Here is a 15236-nt window from a genome sequence, read left to right on the forward strand (position 1 = left end):
AGCATTTAATTTAAATTCATTTGTATACCTTTGAAATTGTTGTCCTTTTTTAGCCATAGAAAAATCCCCTCCAAGTATTAGTGTAACACCCACGCTATACACATGGGTTTTTTACACTGTCAACTTAAAGGGGATAATATCAATTCCCATACCGATAGGTTAGTTTTTTGTTAAACAGTTCAATAACGCCCGCTATTCCACTATTCCTGTACCAATCGTACATGCATATGTGCCAGTTTGTGCTGTTTTTCCTCCGTACCCACTTTCCACAGCTCCTGTAATAAACACTCCTCAGAATTTTTCGGTGACGGCTTATCGGCAAGAAAATCGGCCACTTACTGCGCCGAATTGATTAATTACTCCTCATCCATCCCAAGCTTAAATAATACAAATTTAAGAGTTGCTTTTATGACTGTGGTAGTTATTGACTATTGGGTCGGTCGACTTTGGATTAACAATACATACAAGGAATGAAGGAAACCATCAATATGTAAAATGATCCTCTTGATGGACTAACCGCACCAATCTCCAAAGTATATCTACAAAGATTCTTTGGATTTAAATTTATTTGAGGAAGTCTTAAACTGCATTTGTAGCCAAGTCAACAGAATCATTATATTTTTTTGTTAATTTAAAAGTGTGGTATGCACAAGCGATTACATGAGCAATTCCAGTACGATTCAGATATTTTTTCTCTATATGATGATTGGAAATTTGAATCAAGGTCACGTCTCTCATTTTTCATCACCCTCATTAAAATTAATATTTTGAAAATAAGGCAATTGGTGTTGTTTTTATTTAAAAAGTTCATTAATTTAAGAGAAAAAACATGTTAGAAATAGTAACAAAGCTTAAAAATGGAAGGTTCATCCTGCCTTTGTTTTTGATAAAATACAGACACGATTATCATACAGGGAAGAAATTTCGGTATAATAAAAGTAAACAATGCAGACTAGTGACGAGGGATATAAGATGATTGTAATTGAAAATGATTGGTTGAAAGTCGAGATCAGTAACAATGGGGCAGAAGTACGTAAAGTGAAGCATAAGAATAATGGGCTGGACTACATGTGGACTGGGGATAAGGCTTACTGGGGACGCGTCTCCCCGGTTTTATTTCCGATTGTTGGACGTTTAAAGGAAGACCGATATCAACTCGATGGTAAGACCTACGAGATGTCACAACATGGCTTTTTGCGTGACGTTGTATTTGAGGTGGATGAGCAGACACCGACAGACGTTTCATTTATGTTTGAGTCTACGGGACGCTACATTCATGTTTATCCTTACGATTTTAAAGCGATTATTCGTTATATTCTCAATGAGGACACACTCGTTGTTCGTTGGGAAATAATAAATGAAAACAAGGAAGAGATGTATTTTTCAATTGGTGCCCATCCTGCATTTAGGATTCCTCTTTTAGAAAATGAAACAATTGAGGACTACAGTTTACACTTTATTGCTGCAGCAAATAAAAATGTGATGGAATATGAGATAAAGAATTCTCTTATTGACGAGAAAGGAATGGCCAATGATTTATCAATGATTCAACTTACTGACTCCTTATTTGAGCATGATGCTCTTATTTATAGCAATATCAATCAAATTACACTGGCATCGCATAAGTCGAATCATGGTGTAGAAGTAATCTTCGAAGAATTTCCGTTTGTTGGTGTTTGGTCGAAATATATGGACACAGGTGGAAAGATGGCTCCATTCGTTTGCATCGAGCCGTGGTACGGTATTGCTGATACATATAATACAACTGGGAACTTGAAAAAGAAATTTGGAATCAATAAGCTTAAACCAGCAGAATCATTCCAGGCTAAGTATAAAATGAAGTTTAAATAAGACAGGTTCTAATGAATGTTTCTAATACAAGTGCCAGGCGCCATCCGGAAATTGGAAGGTGGCTGGCATTAATTGTATTGTGTTGGTAGCTGCGACCAAAAGTATATTGAAGACATGGTGGAGTCTAACAGACAGCTTTACAAGAATCTCCTTGAACAGCTGGAAAAAATCAATGTTGATAACGAATCTTTAATTGGTAAAGCTAATGCTGTCATAGTGAACACTTTATTGATAAAGGATTTAAAAGGTTTTTTTCCTTTTGAAGATATCCAATAACTCATTCCATAATGGCCTAGTCACAGGGTTACTGTCATAGACCGCAAAGTAGCAAATAAGTGGAGTAATTTAGGGGGAACAGGAGCAAATTGATAATCAATGTTCAATAACTTTACTAAAATATTAAGTTTTTAAACACGTTTAATGTCTTAGCGTATAAAAACATATAAATTTACTTGTTGAATTTTGCTTAGCGTATGTTTTATGAGGATTTACAACGCAAAGCATATTTTCAAGAAGATTACCCCAAAAAAGACTCAAACCCAGAGAGATGATATGAATAAAGGAAGAAATGTTGAAATAAAATATGTAATTTTCCTTCCAATACTCAAAATTTCGGCACCGTATTCACCGCATCCGCAAGATCACTATATGAATCCTTTAGATATCGACTAGTCGTGACAATGTCAAATCGCCCTGTCCTTTTCTATTAAACTACCTTCTACTGGTGTTTAGTTTCTAACTCCTGGAATTCTAGTGCAATTCATTTTCTCTTACGAAACACTAAACATATCCCCTGGGAAAATTCCCGACGTTCGAGAAAAATAACAGAAATGGTGATTGGGACCAGAGTGTCGGCGAATAGATACCTTTCGAAAAAAAAGTGATATAAATAAGGTATGATACTTCCGGATAGATCATTTTTGAAGAATAAAGATGTGGTTACTTTTGTTATTTGAAGGGGAGTGAGAAGGTTGTTAGGTAAAATTCAAAAATTTGGTGCAGCGATGCTTGTTCCAGTAATGTTGATGCCGTTTGCAGGTATTGTGATTGGCCTTGCGTCGATTTTTACCAATCCGGATATGATGGGTGGCATTTTTGGAGTGTCGGGTTTATGGTATGACCTGTGGAACATTGTGCTACAAGGGTCGTGGGCAGTGTTTAATCAGATGCCGATTCTATTTGCTATCAGCTTGCCTCTCGGGTTGGCTAATAAAGCCCATGGCCGTGCAGCGATGGCATCTTTTGTCACATATATGTCTTTTAATTACTTTGTTGAAGCGATTTTAAATTTGTGGGGTCAAAAGTTTGGCGTTGATATGAGTGCCGAGGTTGGCGGAACAAGCGGTTTAACACTTATCGCTGGAATTAAAACTCTCGACATGAGTATTATCGGTGCATTATTAGTTGCGGGAATTGTAGTATGGATTCACAACAAGTACTATGATAAAAAGTTGCCTGACGCAATCGGTGTTTTTCAAGGATCAGCGCTCGTGGTCATCATTGGATTTGTGTTGATGCTGCCGCTGGCATTCTTAACCTCATGGTTATGGCCGATGGTTCAACACATGATTAACTCGATGCAAGGATTTCTTGCTTCATCTGGAACGCTAGGGGTCGGATTATTCACCTTCCTTGAACGGATTTTGATTCCAACTGGACTGCATCATTTTATTTGGACACCATTTGATTACGGTCCAGCTGTCGTGCCAGATGGAACTTTAGCCCATTGGATGAACAATTTAAGTGAATATTCCAGCTCTACCCAGCCTGTGAAATCGCTATTCCCAGAAGGGGGATTCGGCCTATATGGAAATACAACCGTATTTGGGATTGCTGGGATTGCCCTTGCGATTTATGCTACAGCAAAACCGGAAAAGAAAAAAATAACGGCAAGTTTACTGATTCCGGCAGCATTAACTTCGATGCTGACTGGTATTTCAGAACCAATTGAATTCACATTTCTGTTTGTGTCACCTTTATTGTTTTTCATCCATTCAATCTTTTCCGCTCTCATGTCGACTGCGATGTATGCAGCTGGGGTGGTTGGATATCAGGGCGGCGGTCTTCTCGATTATATTACGTATAACTGGATCCCGATGCTATCGAACCACTCCGGCATGGTAATCACACATATATTAATTGGATTGGCTTTCACTGTTCTTTATTTCTTCGTATTTAGATTTTTGATATTAAAAATGGATATTTCGACACCAGGGCGCGAAAAAATGGCAACCGAAGAAACGAAATTGTATTCCAAAGCTGATTATAAAGCTAAAAAGGGAGAGTCAAAAAGTACACCTGCCCCTCAAGGAAGCGAAAATAAACAGAAAGCGGAATATTTCTTAGATATGTTAGGTGGCCGCGACAACATTGAAGACGTAACAAATTGCGCGACACGCTTGCGTGTAACCGTTGTCGATCCGTCGTTGATGAAGCCAGATGAACAATTCCGTTCGGCTGGCGCGCATGGTGTAGTTCGAAAAGGCAAAGCGGTACAAGTTATTGTCGGATTGTCAGTGCCACAAGTTCGTGATGAATTCGAGGAATTATTATAAGCGACACAGGCTAGACGAAAAGAAAGTGGACAAAAAAATTAGTAGGAGGTTTTATAATGAGAAAGTTTTCCGTATTGATTGCAGGTGGAGGAAGTACGTATACACCGGGAATAGTCATGATGCTGTTGGAAAATCAAGATAAATTTCCAATCCGCACACTAAAATTTTATGATAATGATCCAGAAAGACAAGACATTATTGCAAAAGCTTGCGAAATCATTGTTAAAGAAAAGGCGCCGGAGATTGAATTTTTAGCAACAACCGATCCAGAAGCCGCGTTTACAGATGTCGATTTCGTCATGGCCCATATCCGTGTCGGCAAATATAAAATGCGCGAATTGGACGAGAAAATTCCGCTGCAGCACGGGGTAGTTGGACAAGAAACGTGTGGACCGGGCGGTATCGCTTACGGAATGCGCTCAATTTCGGGTGTACTGGAACTGGTCGATTATATGGAAAGATATTCACCGAATGCCTGGATGCTGAACTATTCTAATCCGGCAGCGATTGTAGCGGAAGCAACCCGCCGCCTTTGCCCAAATTCGAAAATATTAAATATTTGCGATATGCCAGTGGCTATTGAGTCTAGGCTTGTAGAAGTGTTAGGCTTACAGTCCAGAAAAGATATGAATGTTCGCTACTATGGACTGAACCATTTTGGCTGGTGGACAGACATCCGCGATAATGAGGGCAATGATTTAATGCCGCAGTTGAAAAAGTATGTGGCTGAAAATGGATATGCGGTTGAAGGTAGTGTAGACAACCAGCACGTTGACCCAAGCTGGGATGTTACCTATCGGAAAGCAAAAGATTTGTATGCGTTGGACCCTGAAACATTGCCGAACACCTATTTGAAATACTACTATTATCCTGACTATGTAGTTGAGCATTCAGACAAGAACTTCACGCGAGCCAATGAAGTTATGGCTGGTCGTGAAACACAAGTATTTACCGCCTGCCGGCAAATCGTTAGCAATCAAACAATGGAAGGCAGCGAGCTGGAAGTGGATGAGCATGCTACGTATATCGTCGACTTGGCTCGTGCACTTGCTTACAACACGTATGAAAGAATGCTGCTGATTGTCAAAAATAACGGGGCAATCCGCAATTTTGACCACACAGCCATGGTTGAAATTCCTTGCTTAGTAGGAGCAAATGGACCGGAGCCACTTGTAATGGGAGATATCCCACAATTCCAAAAAGGCTTGATGGAACAGCAGGTTTCTGTTGAAAAACTAGTTGTTGAAGCATGGATTGAGCATTCTTACCAAAAATTGTGGCAAGCGATGACATTATCCAGAACCGTGCCTAGTGCCAAAGTGGCAAAAGAATTGATGGATGATTTAATCGAAGCCAATAAAGAATATTGGCCGGAATTACATTAAGTATAAGAGTGGGGAAGTATAAAATAATTACTTATACTTTCCCTTCTTTTTTAAAAAATATTTTTGAGAAAAAGCATTATGTACAAACAAAATGCATGGAAATCGGTTAACATTGTAAAAAAGGATAGTAGTGAGGAGTACCTGAGTCATGAAACTGGAAGAATTGGTGAACAAGTATTATGATCATTTAAATCAAAATGATTTTTATATACTTAAGTATATATTAAATAATCAAGACACTTGTTATAAGCTCGGCATAAATGAACTTGCAGGCAGATGCAACATCTCGCGTTCCTCTATTCTTCGAATGACCCAGAAAATCGGGTTTAGTGGATACAGCGAATTTAAGATGTTCTTAAAATGGCAAAACGAAGCAAACAAAGACGACAAACAGAGCGAGGATTTTGTCAATTCTTTAGTGTCGGATGTCAACGAAACCATTAAGTATATTCATGCGAAAGACATGACGGATATATGCGCATTAATCGATAAAGCCGAGAGGATTTTCGTGTATGGTACTGGAACTGCACAGTCCCATTGTGCCAAGGAACTGCATCGGATGTTTTTATCAATGTATCGGTATGTGCAAGTTATTACTGCTCAAGCAGAATGGGCAATGATTTCGGCTGATATTAATGAGAAAGATCTCATTATCATTTATTCGTTATCGGGGGATACACCAATGCTGTTCCCTACACTGAAAATGTTCGTGGCGAAAGGCGTTTCCATTATCTCAATCACGAACCTGAAAAACAATCGTTTGGCAAGCATGACACCGCACAATCTATACGCGAGCAGCTCGCAAATCCATTTAAGCAACAGCATCATCGACAATTCATTTACGCCTTTCTTTCTAATCAGTGAAGCCTTATTCCGTAACTATGTGAACTATAAAATAAATCAGAAATGACCAATCAAACGGTAGAGAAAGAGGTAATAAATATGTTTTCAAGATTCAAGAAATCGCCTACCAATTCAGAAGAACTTTTCGCACCGGTAAATGGTGATGTAGTGGAGATAACCGAGGTTCCTGACGTTGTGTTTTCACAAAAAATGATGGGTGATGGATTTGGGATCATCCCGAAGGATGGACGCGTTTTATCACCTGTGGAAGGAAAAATCGTGCAAATTTTTCCGACCAAGCACGCACTCGGGATCGAAACAAAATCAGGACTGGAGCTGTTAATTCATATTGGTCTGGAAACCGTCACACTAAAGGGTGAAGGCTATGACGTTATCGTTTCTGAGGGACAAAGCGTAAAAGTAGGCGATCCGCTCGTCAACGTCGATCTTCAGCTACTTGAGGAACATTCCCTTGAAATCATTACACCAGTCGTTATAACAAACTTCGCCGACAAAGTGAAAAGACTCCATGTAACTACCGAAGGAACTGTGTCAGCAGGACAGGCCATCGCCATAGTCGAATTGAACTGATTGGCCTTTCACTAGGGAATTGAGCAATCTAAAAAGCCTTTTACCATACTTGCTTTACTGTCAGTAGTCGAAAGTCAATGATTCTTTAATTCCAGTGTTCAAAAAAATGATCGGGGGGAATGGGCCGGACATTGCCAATCCAGATATGCACGGAGCGAATATCGCCTTCATGGTGGTTTCCATACTTTCCTTACTTGGATTAATCCTCTCCTTTTTCATTAAGCATAACCGACAGGCCGAAGATGAAATGGATGGAAAAAGTCAAAGAAACGTACGTGTAAAACTCCAAGAGTAACATAGGAAATCGAAGGAACAAAACAACGATTGAACTAGTGAATGTTAGTGACAAAAAAGTACCAGATGCTGTCCTTATAGGAAAGTCCCTGGTACTTTTATTAGTTATACCTGAAGTGTCAGACAAGACCCTCACTGTCTAGTCAGGTAATACAGAATGTTAAGATACTTGTGTAAATTTATATTACTGTTTGAGGGATATGTATAATTCCCTAGTCATTAAAACTTGACTAGTATCAAAGATTTAGTTTAATCTTAATTTCCCATGTTTTCAAAATTACCTAGAGAGGTGACGAGTGAATACGATGAGTGCCAACGATCAAGTGTCTGTCCGTGACCATAAAGACTACCAAACAGAAGTAGAGCGCTTAGAGTTTACAAAGGAATATATCCGAACAGTTTTGGAGATTTCGAAGGGGAATAAAGAATTTTTTGTTGAGAATATGAAACAAGCTTTTGCTGATCTAGACTCTAAAGAAAGTAGCGGAAGTTACTTGGACCTCCTCGCGAATGCAAGGTTTCTTGAATTAGCTGAAAGTGAACTGAAAAGGTTAGAAAGCGTGATTGGCAAACCGTATTTTTCAAGGATCGATTTTACAAGCAATAGTACAAATAAGGAAGAGAGTTTGTACATAGGCAAGGTATCGTTGTTTGACCGAGTGACACAACAGCCCATTATTGTGGATTGGAGGTCACCGATTGCCAATGTCTACTATGATGGCCGGCTGGGAGATGTGTCATATGAAGCATATGGGGAGACACAAACCGGTTACTTAGCATTAAAGAGGCAGTATGAAATTGTCGATGGATTATTAAAAGAAATCCGAGATATCGATTTGACTACACACGATGAACTTTTGCAGAAATCTTTGTCAGGTAAAGCAGACAATCGATTAACAGAAATCGTTGCGACTATTCAAAATGAGCAAAATGAAGTGATCCGTGCATCACTGAAGCACCCCATTATCGTTCAAGGGGCCGCCGGAAGCGGGAAAACAACCATCGCACTCCATAGAATATCCTACTTTCTCTATTCCTTTGGGTTTAGATTTCCTCCAGAAAAATTAATGATTCTCGCACCCAACCAACTGTTTATTGATTATATATCTGCCGTCTTACCTGAACTAGGGGTCAACAAAATTAATCAAACTACCTATATCGATTTTATGAAAAGTTGCTTGGGAAAGAAGATAAAACTATTTTCCCCTAATTCCAAGCTGATGAAACTCCTTAAAGATAACGGAACATCTAAGTCAATGCAATGGGTTTCCAGTTATAAGGGTTCACTCGAATTTAAGTCATTAATGGATCATTATGTAAAGGAATTGGAATTAAATCTTGCGCCTAAAGAGGATTTTAGAGTTGAAAAATCCATTCTTTTGAAAGGCCAAAAGCTTAAAAAACTATTTTTAAAAGAATATACATACTTACCAATCTATAAAAGGATAGGGAAAATAAAATCCTTATTAGAAAATGATTTGAAAAAGAAGAAAGCCATTATGCTAACAAACCTTAATAAGAAATACGATGATGCTTTAGACCAAGTTCTTTACAGCAGGAGGCTCGATCCGGAAAGAAGAAAGCAAAAAGTGGTCATGCTGATGGATAGGAAAGAAGAAAGATTGAAGCAGGTGGAGCAAGAGGCAAAGGTGGCAGTAAAAAAATATATGAATGCGTTTATCATGAAAGATATTTTTACCTTGTATAAGGAACTAATGACTTCTCCTGAAATGATTAAAAAGCATTCCACTACTCTTTCGGATCAACAATGTACGATTCTAAGTACGTTTTGTCAGAAAATATTTGCCAAAGGTGCATACGAACTGGAGGATTTAGCCCCATTATTTTATATGAAGGCAAAATTGGAAGGGATCGATGAAAAATATAAAATGCGGAGTATCTTTATCGATGAAGCACAGGATTACAGTTATTTTCAATTTGCCGCATTAAAAGAAGGCTTTAATACAGACTTGTTTACCATTGTGGGAGATTTAGCACAAGGGATTCATTCCTATCGTGGCTTGACTAGTTGGGCACCGGTATTGAAAGATATCTTCCCTAATGCGAATTATCAATCCTTACAAAAAAGCTATCGAACGACTGTTGAGATAATGAATTTGGCAAATGATATCCTTCAGTTGATCGACCAAGACTTACCAAAGGTCGAACCTGTCATTCGACATGGTCAAAAACCACACTATAAAATGATTGATCCAGCGAATCAGGAACAGGTTAGGGTGAAGCTGGAACAAGATATTGCCTTACTTTTAGAGGAAGAGCTTCATTCCATAGCAATCATTGGACGTACCGAGAAGGAATGCCAAAGAATCTATCAAATCCTAGAAAATAGTCATCTTCCGATTCAATTATTAGAAGAAAAACATGATATGAAAAAAGGACATATCATAATCTTACCTTCATATTTATCGAAAGGGTTGGAGTTTGATTCTGTTATGATTGTTTGCTTGGAAGAACCATACTCAAAAGTAGATTTGAATATCAAATTGTTGTATGTGTCCATGACAAGACCGATGCATCGATTGTATTTATACGGAAAAAGTCCGTCAGACTATTTATTACATCATGCGGACGCTTCACATTTCGATACGTAAAGGGATCAGAAAAAGCAGGTATCTGGGCTGGCAAAAGCTCAGGTACCTGCTTTTCTTCCTGTTCACGATCGATGAATAAAAGTGAATAAACATTTTTATAAAGCTAACTATAAGCGATGCCGTCTTACGATTATTTTTAATAACAGAGGAATTAGCAAGGATTCACAAGTTTGAAAGTAGAGTAGCCCGATGGACTATTCAATTAATTAAACAAGTGTTAAAAAACTAACTCCTTTTTTAAAATATAAACATGATTTACCAACGCGTGCATAATATTAAACATAATTTGATTGATCTTTCTACTATTTTGTCAAAATACTTTTTCGAGGGGGAAAATGATGATCACAAATACGTATAAAAAATATTGGAATGAAGAAAGAGAAACATTGCATCCAAAGAAAAGAGAGGCCATTATTTTAGCAAGAATTAAAGAGCAATTAGAATATGTCTACAATAAGCTGCCTTTTTATCGAAAACATTATGATCGCCACCATTTTAAACCCTCAGATGTCAAAACACTTGAAGATTTCACTACGAAGGTACCCATTATTACCAAAAAAATGCTTGTAGAGGACCAAAAAGAACATCCAATTTTCGGTAGTTATACTGGTCAATTTGAACCTGAAGAAATCGCAAGAATTCAAGGATCCAGCGGTACCTCCGGGATACCGACACTTTATCAAGTAAGTAATAAGGACTGGGAAAGAGCATCCGAACTACATGCCATGGCCTTGTGGTCTACGGGCTTAAGACCTCATGATACGATCCAAATCAGTTTTCCATTCTCTCTTTTCTTTGGCGGCTGGGGTATTCTACATGGTGCCGAACGGATTGGGTCTACAGTCTTTCCATTGGGAGCAATTGACTCAGACAGGCATTTAGAAATGATTGAGAGAATTAAACCTTCCACGTTTGCCGCTACACCGTCATATTTTTTGCATGTCATGAACAAATCTAGGGAAAAGCAGATAGATTTATCGAAAAGTTCAGTAGTTAGACTTATTGCCGCGGGAGAAGCTGGCGGTTCCTTGCCTAGTACAAAGGAACTTTTGTCAACAGGATGGGGAGCAAGTTTATTTGATACAGGGTCCACTTCGGAAATGTATCCATTCATGACAAGTACATCCTGTGAGGCCCAAGCAGGGGTCCACCTTTATCAAGATGAAGTTTTTACTGAAATTGTAAGTGCTGAAGACTCAAATACACCGATCCCAATGGGAGAAAGAGGAGCCGTCGTATACACACACCTCTGGAGAAAATCACAGCCAATGATTCGATTTTGGTCTGGTGACGAAAGCTTCATGACAAACGAACCATGTTCCTGTGGCCGTTCATATCCGCGACTTCCACATGGAATTCTTGGGAGATTAGACGACATGTTAATAATCAGGGGTGCAAACATTTACCCAAGTGCGATTGAAAATTGTGTTCGCTCCTTGATGTGGAGTGGTGCTGAATATCAGATTTTCGTGGACAAAAAGGGTGCCTTGGATGAAATGACCGTAAATATTGAATACCAAAACGGATATAACAACAGTCAGTTAGATTCTTTTAAAAAGGAGGCAGAAGAATTGTTTAAGAGTAAGCTTGGAGTACGTGTTGACGTTAATCTATATGAGCAGGGTATCCTGCCTGAAACAGTATTTAAAGCCCGTAGAGTGATTGATCATCGTAAAATTTAAATTGGAAAAATGGTTTACTTTTTCAAAAAGTACCCATTTATAAAAAATAAATATAATTATTATTGGAGGGCTCATGTTGATAAAAGATGATTTGCTTCATCCAGCAATAGGTTTTTATAGTTAAAATTAAATGGCTCAGTTCATTGAACAGAGCCATTTCTTATATTTATTTTCATTTGCGTGTTTAACTAACTACCCATTAGTACAATAAGAAAAAACAAATTCCTAAAAATTTGTTAGGAACTTCCTTAGTTATGATTACGTTCATTTCCCCTTTTGAAATTCCCTGTTATCTTTGCCATTATTAATTGTAATGCCTTTTCATTTTCAGCAGCATTAATTTTTTTTAAAAATTGTTCAGCATCTTTCCCTTTTAAGATTTTCACTTGTTTCCCATAATAATCTAAAAAAACTGTATGATTCTTATTAACCCGATAACTAAAAGGGGCTGCGTCTAAACGATTTCTTTTATCGATATTGTCCATTTTACCCTCCAAAAAATATTTCTTCTTCCACTAAATTGCAGTAGTTTAAGAACAAGCCTTCACAATCTCTATACTTTATTTTAACATGAATATTCTGAATTTGTTGTAATACCAAGGAGAAACATATCAACATCCCTGTTTATTAGTCCATTTATGTATTGCAATTTGCATACGAAATTGTAGGTAGAAATGTAAGCATACACCAGTATAAATGCTTTGGCTGTCTCAATTAAATCCTATTTGGACAATTCCTTATCGGATTGCTGACCAAAATAAATTAATGTATGTGTCTGCCCCTTTTTACCAAAAACTAATCAGAAAGTTTACAGATAGGAAAATTAATTTTAATATAAAAATAGAATATTTGAAAAATACGGAAAATAATAGATTTATAATTAAGTCTATCTTATTTACTATTCTTTGTTCTGGAGTGATACAATGATAGCTCTTTTTAAAATGAATGATTTATATGAAGACCAAATTAAAAATTTATTAATAGATTTGGGATACCCAACTGCAAGTTTTTATTCAATTAATTCAATATTAGATCAGATCATGAATCCAATGGTTATTATTACACCTGTAATTTTTCAGAAAGAATTAGAGGGTCTTTCTTTTCCTATTATCCCTATCCCAATAACTATAGGAGATATAAAAAAGACTATAAAGGTATTGTTTGAAAACCCTGAACAAAGAGAGTATTCGTTTATAACATCAAAGGAAGAAATAGAGTGGTTGAGAAAAGAAAACGGGGAACAGGTTATGAATGATGAGATTCAAGTCTCCTTATCAACAGAAAAGCAATCTGCTGTACTAAATCCTAATCATGTTTATCTAGCCCCAATATGGATGAAAGGCTTAATTTCTAACCCAGGAATTAAAAATTTACATTTTATTAAGCCTGCTTTCACTTCTTTGATACCTTTTTTACAGATAGCAGGATCATTAGTGAACTTAATTGAGGAAATTTTAAATGAAAGGTATCAAGTAGATGCAATAGTCAATTCAACACATGATGGAGTTGTTGCGATTGACAGAACAGGAAATATTAGATTGGTAAATGAACATGCAAAAACGATCTTAGGTGTAAAAGAGGATATGAAGGGAAGAAACATTACAGAGTTCATCCCACAATCGGATATGTTGCGAGTATTAGAAGCCGGGAAAACAAGGTTGGAACGAATCGAATCGCAATGGTTGTAAAGCATCAAGGATTTATATACAGACTGCGATGCTATTTTTGAATGAGTAACGGTTTGCGTTGTAAAGCCAGAGCAAGCGGTTGAGCCACAGGAGGAAAAGGATAAAAAGGAGAAGGCTTCAATTGTTTCTTAGAGCAAGACGACGAGACAGACGAGTGGGCAGGTTGTTGCTCTAAAAGAATGCTATTAAATTATAATGAATTAATTAAAATACAGAATACATTAAATAACTTAAGTAAACCACATGGCGGTTATTCTGACGGTTGGGACGTTTTTGTAGAATAAAAGAACTTCACGAGGATGGTTCTTGTGGTTCATAACAGGGGGCCGGATTCAACAAGAATCCGGCCCTTAAGATTAACACCACCACATGGACGGTTCACCTGGTTTTTAATGAGGTAAGTGCCGACATAAAGAATCGTCCCCATGTTTGCCCCGAGAGATGTCCCTATAAATTGCCTGATTGACTGGTGCCCTCGATATAAAGATATTATGACGTGAATAAATTACAATTTTTCTCATCAACTTAAGAAATAAACAAATTAGTAAAGTGGGTGGGTGTAATAGATGTCGCGAAACGGTTATCGGTTATTTACCATAATTTCTTTAAACATGGTCTTTTTACTATTGTCATCCTGCAATCAATCACAAAGAAAAGAAGTTAGCCCAGAAAATAAAACTCCTCGTGAAGTTTTAGGTTTTTATACAGAGAAGGAAGGAAATTATCCAGGTTCTCAACCTACAGTTAATTCGCAATTCACCAATTTAAGCAGCATTGCGCCCTTTTGGTACAAGCTTGATGATAAGCGTCCAGGCAGTCTTATTGATTCCGTTACAGCAGATCATAAGAGAATGGTTATTAAGAGCGCTCATGAAAATCATGTGAAGGTATATCTAGTTGTTCACAACCTCTTTTATGAAACCCAGGAGAAGGGCAAACAAGTGGCGAGTAATGTCATCAATAACGATATTAACCGCAATGTTTTCATTCAGAATTTACGAAATGAAATAAATCAGTTCAGTTATGACGGTGTAAATATAGACATAGAAAATTTGTATTTGACTGACCGAGATTCCTTTAGTTTGATGATTAAAAAATTGTGTGATGCGCTGCATCGTGATGGAAAAGTAGTGACGGTTTCAGTCCCGGCAAACACAGGTGATTCGCGTGCTAATCCGTGGTCACCGTGGTTTGATTACGCAAAGCTTGGTCTATTTGCAGATGGGTTAATGATTATGACCTACGATGAACACAACGCAAAAACAACACCCGGGTCAACGGCATCGTTGGATTGGACAGAAACAACGATTCGTTATGCATTGAATAAAGGAGTACTACCATCCAAAATTTTACTCGGTATCGCTGGTTATGGATGGGACTGGGACACAACAGCAAACAAAGCCTCTTATAGCTCCTATGCACTGTTAATGGGATATAAAACCAAATATAAAGCTGAAATTTTGTGGGACTCCCGTTCGCAAACACCTCATTTCGATTTTGTAGATGAACAAAACCATAGCCACCAGGCATGGTTTGAGAATAGTCACAGTCTAGGATTTAAACTAAACCTTGTGGAAAAATACAACTTACAAGGAATCGGGATTTGGCGACTCGGCTTAGAAGATCCTACGTACTGGACGGCTATACCCGAGAAAATAAAAGTAAAAAAATGATGTTGAATGTTTTAGGTAGGAAAGAAAGGGTGGTTTTCTCCTTGGCCTAAGTAGCAAATACT

The 15236-nt window shown here is 37.7% G+C and carries 13 protein-coding genes and 2 pseudogenes; 12 read left to right on the top strand and 3 right to left on the bottom strand.

Annotation, left to right across the window (positions count from 1 at the left end; translation table 11 throughout):
* Positions 1 to 200: 200 nt before the first annotated feature.
* Together M5A78_RS09615 and M5A78_RS09620 are read right to left on the bottom strand one after the other, a co-directional pair.
* A pseudogene (locus tag M5A78_RS09615) lies at positions 201 to 335 on the bottom strand (DUF3243 family protein); the annotation flags it as partial.
* A gap of 244 nt (positions 336 to 579) precedes the next feature.
* On the bottom strand, positions 580 to 738 hold the full coding sequence (locus M5A78_RS09620) for a hypothetical protein (protein WP_248735057.1): 159 nt from the start codon (positions 736 to 738) through the stop codon (positions 580 to 582).
* 234 nt (positions 739 to 972) lie between these two features.
* On the opposite strand from M5A78_RS09620, the gene M5A78_RS09625 reads away from it, so the two are divergent.
* The 9 genes from M5A78_RS09625 to M5A78_RS09665 all read left to right on the top strand — a co-directional run bounded on the left by M5A78_RS09625 (position 973) and on the right by M5A78_RS09665 (position 11813).
* Positions 973 to 1851, top strand: a complete 879-nt coding sequence (locus M5A78_RS09625) for an aldose 1-epimerase family protein (protein ID WP_248735058.1) — start codon at positions 973 to 975, stop codon at positions 1849 to 1851.
* Between the two features lie 72 nt (positions 1852 to 1923).
* A complete protein-coding gene (locus M5A78_RS09630) occupies positions 1924 to 2127 on the top strand; it encodes a hypothetical protein (RefSeq protein ID WP_248735059.1) in 204 nt (67 codons plus the stop codon).
* Between the two features lie 695 nt (positions 2128 to 2822).
* Positions 2823 to 4406, top strand: coding sequence for an alpha-glucoside-specific PTS transporter subunit IIBC (locus M5A78_RS09635; RefSeq protein WP_248735060.1), 1584 nt, complete (start codon positions 2823 to 2825; stop codon positions 4404 to 4406).
* A 56-nt stretch (positions 4407 to 4462) separates the two neighbouring features.
* Complete coding sequence (locus M5A78_RS09640) at positions 4463 to 5791, top strand: 6-phospho-alpha-glucosidase (RefSeq protein ID WP_248735061.1); 1329 nt, start codon at positions 4463 to 4465, stop codon at positions 5789 to 5791.
* Between the two features lie 148 nt (positions 5792 to 5939).
* Complete coding sequence (locus M5A78_RS09645; protein WP_248735062.1) at positions 5940 to 6701, top strand: MurR/RpiR family transcriptional regulator; 762 nt, start codon at positions 5940 to 5942, stop codon at positions 6699 to 6701.
* A 32-nt stretch (positions 6702 to 6733) separates the two neighbouring features.
* Positions 6734 to 7225 (top strand): PTS sugar transporter subunit IIA, encoded by a 492-nt coding sequence (locus M5A78_RS09650; RefSeq protein WP_248735063.1) that lies wholly within the window; start codon positions 6734 to 6736, stop codon positions 7223 to 7225.
* A gap of 106 nt (positions 7226 to 7331) precedes the next feature.
* Positions 7332 to 7520, top strand: coding sequence for a hypothetical protein (locus M5A78_RS09655; RefSeq protein WP_248735064.1), 189 nt, complete (start codon positions 7332 to 7334; stop codon positions 7518 to 7520).
* 304 nt (positions 7521 to 7824) lie between these two features.
* A complete protein-coding gene (gene helD, locus M5A78_RS09660) occupies positions 7825 to 10131 on the top strand; it encodes an RNA polymerase recycling motor HelD (RefSeq protein WP_248735151.1) in 2307 nt (768 codons plus the stop codon).
* Between the two features lie 335 nt (positions 10132 to 10466).
* Positions 10467 to 11813: a phenylacetate--CoA ligase family protein gene (locus M5A78_RS09665; protein ID WP_248735065.1), complete on the top strand. Its 1347-nt coding sequence runs from the start codon at positions 10467 to 10469 to the stop codon at positions 11811 to 11813.
* A gap of 248 nt (positions 11814 to 12061) precedes the next feature.
* Here the strand turns inward: M5A78_RS09665 and M5A78_RS09670 are convergent, their stop codons facing one another.
* The gene (locus M5A78_RS09670) at positions 12062 to 12298 is read right to left on the bottom strand and encodes a hypothetical protein (RefSeq protein ID WP_248735066.1); all 237 of its coding nucleotides are present in this window, start codon (positions 12296 to 12298) and stop codon (positions 12062 to 12064) included.
* A 438-nt stretch (positions 12299 to 12736) separates the two neighbouring features.
* Between M5A78_RS09670 and M5A78_RS09675 the strand changes: the two genes are divergently transcribed.
* From M5A78_RS09675 to M5A78_RS09680, 3 genes and pseudogenes are all read left to right on the top strand, one after another.
* Positions 12737 to 13501: a PAS domain S-box protein gene (locus M5A78_RS09675; RefSeq protein WP_248735067.1), complete on the top strand. Its 765-nt coding sequence runs from the start codon at positions 12737 to 12739 to the stop codon at positions 13499 to 13501.
* Between the two features lie 125 nt (positions 13502 to 13626).
* Positions 13627 to 13785 (top strand): annotated as a pseudogene (locus M5A78_RS24905) (ribonuclease E inhibitor RraB); the annotation flags it as partial.
* 282 nt (positions 13786 to 14067) lie between these two features.
* Entirely contained in the window at positions 14068 to 15174 is a 1107-nt protein-coding gene (locus M5A78_RS09680; protein ID WP_248735068.1) for a glycosyl hydrolase family 18 protein, read from the top strand.
* Positions 15175 to 15236 lie beyond the last annotated feature (62 nt).

The organism is Neobacillus rhizosphaerae, assembly GCF_937468385.1.
In the GTDB taxonomy this organism is placed as follows: Bacteria; Bacillota; Bacilli; order Bacillales; family Cytobacillaceae; genus Neobacillus; species Neobacillus rhizosphaerae.

What these genes read in the sequence shown, in the direction of transcription:
- M5A78_RS09620 (WP_248735057.1), bottom strand. Translation starts at nt 738, where the DNA reads ATGAGAGACGTGACCTTGATTCAAATTTCCAATCATCATATAGAGAAA.
- M5A78_RS09625 (WP_248735058.1), top strand. Translation starts at nt 973, where the DNA reads ATGATTGTAATTGAAAATGATTGGTTGAAAGTCGAGATCAGTAACAAT.
- M5A78_RS09640 (WP_248735061.1), top strand. Translation starts at nt 4,463, where the DNA reads ATGAGAAAGTTTTCCGTATTGATTGCAGGTGGAGGAAGTACGTATACA.
- M5A78_RS09645 (WP_248735062.1), top strand. Translation starts at nt 5,940, where the DNA reads ATGAAACTGGAAGAATTGGTGAACAAGTATTATGATCATTTAAATCAA.
- M5A78_RS09650 (WP_248735063.1), top strand. Translation starts at nt 6,734, where the DNA reads ATGTTTTCAAGATTCAAGAAATCGCCTACCAATTCAGAAGAACTTTTC.
- M5A78_RS09655 (WP_248735064.1), top strand. Translation starts at nt 7,332, where the DNA reads ATGATCGGGGGGAATGGGCCGGACATTGCCAATCCAGATATGCACGGA.
- helD (WP_248735151.1), top strand. Translation starts at nt 7,825, where the DNA reads ATGAGTGCCAACGATCAAGTGTCTGTCCGTGACCATAAAGACTACCAA.
- M5A78_RS09665 (WP_248735065.1), top strand. Translation starts at nt 10,467, where the DNA reads ATGATGATCACAAATACGTATAAAAAATATTGGAATGAAGAAAGAGAA.
- M5A78_RS09670 (WP_248735066.1), bottom strand. Translation starts at nt 12,298, where the DNA reads ATGGACAATATCGATAAAAGAAATCGTTTAGACGCAGCCCCTTTTAGT.
- M5A78_RS09675 (WP_248735067.1), top strand. Translation starts at nt 12,737, where the DNA reads ATGATAGCTCTTTTTAAAATGAATGATTTATATGAAGACCAAATTAAA.
- M5A78_RS09680 (WP_248735068.1), top strand. Translation starts at nt 14,068, where the DNA reads ATGTCGCGAAACGGTTATCGGTTATTTACCATAATTTCTTTAAACATG.